The sequence below is a fragment of the Mitsuaria sp. TWR114 genome (assembly GCF_007997345.1).
The window spans coordinates 1-4,012 of record NZ_VOSR01000247.1; the positions used below are offsets into that span (position 1 = coordinate 1).

Below are 4,012 nucleotides of genomic sequence, written 5' to 3' on the forward strand. Positions count from 1 at the left end.
GCCGGCTGCCGCCAAGCTGATGGCCGACAACAACCTGGCCGCCGGCTCGGTCGCCGGCACCGGCAAGGATGGCCGCGTGACCAAGGGCGACGTGCTGGGCGCGATCGAAGGCGGCGCCAAGCCGGCCGCGATCCCCGCTCCGGTGCAGGCCCCGACCGCTCCCGCCGCCAAGCCGCTGCCGGCCGTGGCCGCCCCGGCCGCCGTCAACCTGGGCGACCGCCCGGAACAGCGCGTGCCGATGAGCCGCCTGCGCGCCCGCATCGCCGAGCGCCTGCTGCAGTCGCAATCGACCAACGCCATCCTGACCACGTTCAACGAAGTGAACATGGCCCCGGTGATGGAGCTGCGCAAGAAGTTCCAGGACAGCTTCACCAAGGAGCACGGCACGAAGCTGGGCTTCATGAGCTTCTTCGTCAAGGCCGCGGTCCACGCGCTGAAGAAGTACCCGGTGCTGAACGCCTCGGTCGACGGCAATGACATCGTCTACCACGGCTACTTCGACATCGGCATCGCCGTCGGCTCGCCGCGCGGCCTGGTCGTGCCCATCCTGCGCAATGCGGACCAGATGAGCTTCGCCGACATCGAGAAGAAGATCGCCGAGTTCGGCAAGAAGGCCCAGGAAGGCAAGCTCGGCATCGAAGAGATGACCGGCGGCACCTTCTCGATCTCCAACGGCGGCACCTTCGGCTCGATGCTGTCGACCCCGATCATCAACCCGCCGCAGTCGGCCATCCTGGGCGTGCACGCGACCAAGGACCGCGCCGTCGTCGAGAACGGCCAGATCGTGATCCGCCCGATCAACTACCTGGCGATGTCCTACGACCACCGCATCATCGACGGCCGCGAAGCCGTGCTGGGCCTGGTGGCGATGAAGGATGCGCTGGAAGATCCGGCCCGTCTGCTGTTCGATCTGTAATCCGAGGACGACCACGACATGAGCAAGCAATTCGACGTCGTCGTCATCGGCGGCGGCCCCGGCGGCTACATCGCGGCGATCCGCGCGGCGCAACTGGGCTTCAACGCGGCCTGCATCGACGAGTGGAAGAACGACAAGGGCGGTCCCGCTCCCGGCGGCACCTGCACCAACGTCGGCTGCATCCCGTCCAAGGCGCTGCTGCAGTCCAGCGAGCACTTCGAGCACGCCGGCCACGGCTTCGCCGACCACGGCATCTCGATGGCTGACCTGAAGATCGACATCGCCAAGATGATCGGCCGCAAGGACGCCGTCGTGAAGCAGAACAACGACGGCATCCTCTACCTGTTCAAGAAGAACAAGGTCACGTTCTTCCACGGCCGCGGCTCGTTCGTGGCCGCCAAGGACGGCGCCTACGAGATCAAGGTCGCCGGCGCCGCCGAGGAGACCATCACGGCCAAGCACGTGATCGTCGCCACCGGCTCCAACGCCCGCCAGCTGCCGGGTGCCCCGTTCGACGAGACCAACATCCTGTCCAACGACGGCGCGCTGCGCATCCCGGCCGTGCCCAAGAAGCTGGGCGTGATCGGCTCCGGCGTCATCGGCCTGGAAATGGGCTCGGTGTGGCGCCGCCTGGGCGCGGACGTGACGATCCTGGAAGCGCTGCCCGCCTTCCTGGGCGCCGCCGACGAGTCCGTCGCCAAGGAAGCCGCCAAGGTCTTCAAGAAGCAGGGCCTGAACATCGAGCTGGGCGTAAAGATCACCTCCGTCGAGAACGGCAAGTCCGGCGTGACGGTGAAGTACACGGACGCCAAGGGTGCCGAGCAGACGCTGGCGGTCGACAAGCTGATCGTCTCGATCGGCCGCGTCGCCAACACCATCGGCCTGAACCCGGAAGCCGTCGGCCTGAAGCTCGACGAGCGTGGCGCGGTGGTCGTGGACGACGAGTGCAAGACCAACCTGCCCAATGTCTGGGCGATCGGTGACGTCGTGCGCGGCCCGATGCTGGCGCACAAGGCGGAAGAAGAGGGCGTCGCGGTCGCCGAGCGCATCGCCGGCCAGCACGGTCACGTCAACTTCAACACCATCCCGTGGGTGATCTACACCAGCCCCGAGATCGCGTGGGTCGGCCGCACCGAGCAGCAGCTCAAGGCGGACGGCGTGGCCTACAAGGCGGGCCAGTTCCCGTTCCTGGCCAACGGCCGCGCGCGCGCGCTGGGCGACACGACCGGCTTCGTCAAGTTCCTGGCCGACGCCAAGACCGACGAGATCCTGGGCGTGCACATCATCGGCCCGATGGCCTCGGAGCTGATCTCCGAAGCCGTGGTGGCGATGGAGTTCAAGGCCTCGGCCGAGGACATCGCCCGCATCTGCCACGCCCACCCGTCGCTGAGCGAAGCGACCAAGGAAGCGGCCCTGGCCGTGGACAAGCGCACGCTGAACTTCTGAGCCCAGGCTCGAAGCGCCACGGACGCGCAGGAGAGGGGCGGCGCGAGTCGCCCCTTTTTTCTTGCGCCGACGTGCGCGGGCCCTCCGCCCGAATGCCCGATCGCGATCCCGATCCCGTGACCTGAACTCCGCCGCATGACCACCGTCACCGAGCTCTACCACCAGACCCTGGCCGAACGCGGCTACACCGCCGACCCGGCCCAGCTGCGCGCCGTGGCCGCGTTGCAGCGCTGCCAGGACGAATGGGCCGCCTACAAGGCGCGGCGCTCCAACGCGGTGACCAAGCTGCTGGTGCGCCCGCCGCTGCCGCGCGGGGTCTACATGTTCGGCGGTGTCGGCCGCGGCAAGAGCTTCCTGATGGACTGCTTCTTCCAGGCGGTGCCGCTGACGCGCAAGACGCGGCTGCACTTCCACGAGTTCATGCGCGAGGTCCACCGTGAGCTGCAGGAACTCAAGGGCATCCAGGATCCGCTGGACGAGCTGGGCAAGCGCATCGCGCGGCGCTTCCGGCTGATCTGCTTCGACGAGTTCCATGTCGCCGACGTCACCGACGCGATGATCCTGTACCGCCTGCTGGATGCGCTGTTCAAGAACCGCGTGTCCATCGTGACGACGTCCAACTTCCATCCCGACGGCCTTTATCCCAACGGCCTGCATCGCGACCGCATCCTGCCGGCGATCGAGCTGCTCAAGACCCACCTGGAAGTCATCAATGTCGACAACGGCACCGACTACCGGCAGCGCTCGCTGGAGCATGTCGAGCTCTATCACACGCCGCTGAACGCCGACACCGAAGGCGCGCTGACGGCCGCCTTCGAGTCGCTGGCCGAGGCGCGCGACGAGGATCCCGTGCTGCACATCGAGCACCGCGAGATCCGCTCCCGGCGCCGCGCCGGCGGCGTCGTCTGGTTCGACTTCGCCGAGCTCTGCGGCGGCCCCCGCTCGCAGAACGACTACCTGGAGCTGGCGACGCAGTTCCACACGCTGATCCTGTCCAACGTGCCGGCCATGCCGCCGCGGCTGGCCAGCGAGGCGCGCCGCTTCACGCTGCTGGTGGACGTCCTGTACGACCGCCGCGTGAAGCTGATCATCTCGGCGGCGGTGCCGGCCGAGCAGCTCTACACCGAAGGCCCGCTCGCGCACGAGTTCCCGCGCACCGTGTCGCGGCTGCAGGAGATGCAGTCCAAGGAGTACCTCGAACTCGAGCGGCGCGAGGTCGACACGCGCCTGACCTGAGCGCGCGTCCGCGGGCTGCTCTCGCCCCGCCGACCGGGGATGTAGGGAAGTCACGGGCGGCGGCTTCGCCGGCGGGGGCGCCGGCGGATGCGATGATCGCGCTCATGACTTTCCGCTTCGTTCTCGCCGCCGCGTCCAGGGCGCCGATCGCGCTGAATGCGCTGATCTCGCTGATCTTGTTGTGTGCCGTGTCCCCGGCCGCCCAGGCCGCGGACATGACCCGTGCCGAGATCGATGCTGCGCGCGCCCGGATCGAGCAGGCCTACCAGTCCCGGGTGAAGGAGTGCAACCAGCGCTTCGTCGTGACTGGCTGCCTGGAGGAGGCGCGGGACGAACGCATCCGGCAGCTGCGGCCGCTGGACCGGGTCGAGCACCAGGTCAATGCGGAGGAGCGTCAGCGCGCAGCGCCGCGGC

The 4,012-nt window shown here is 68.2% G+C and carries 3 protein-coding genes and 1 pseudogene; all 4 read left to right on the forward strand.

Features of this window, described 5'->3' with window-relative positions; translation table 11 throughout:
• A partial coding sequence (gene odhB, locus FUT87_RS10705; protein WP_147241001.1) for a 2-oxoglutarate dehydrogenase complex dihydrolipoyllysine-residue succinyltransferase occupies positions 1-916 on the forward strand: 916 nt, incomplete at its 5' end.
• 18 nt (positions 917-934) lie between these two features.
• A complete protein-coding gene (gene lpdA / locus FUT87_RS10710; RefSeq protein ID WP_147241002.1) occupies positions 935-2,362 on the forward strand; it encodes a dihydrolipoyl dehydrogenase in 1,428 nt (475 codons plus the stop codon).
• Between the two features lie 135 nt (positions 2,363-2,497).
• Positions 2,498-3,598 (forward strand): cell division protein ZapE, encoded by a 1,101-nt coding sequence (gene zapE, locus FUT87_RS10715; RefSeq protein WP_147241003.1) that lies wholly within the window; start codon positions 2,498-2,500, stop codon positions 3,596-3,598.
• 92 nt (positions 3,599-3,690) lie between these two features.
• Positions 3,691-4,012 (forward strand): annotated as a pseudogene (locus FUT87_RS10720) (hypothetical protein); the annotation flags it as partial.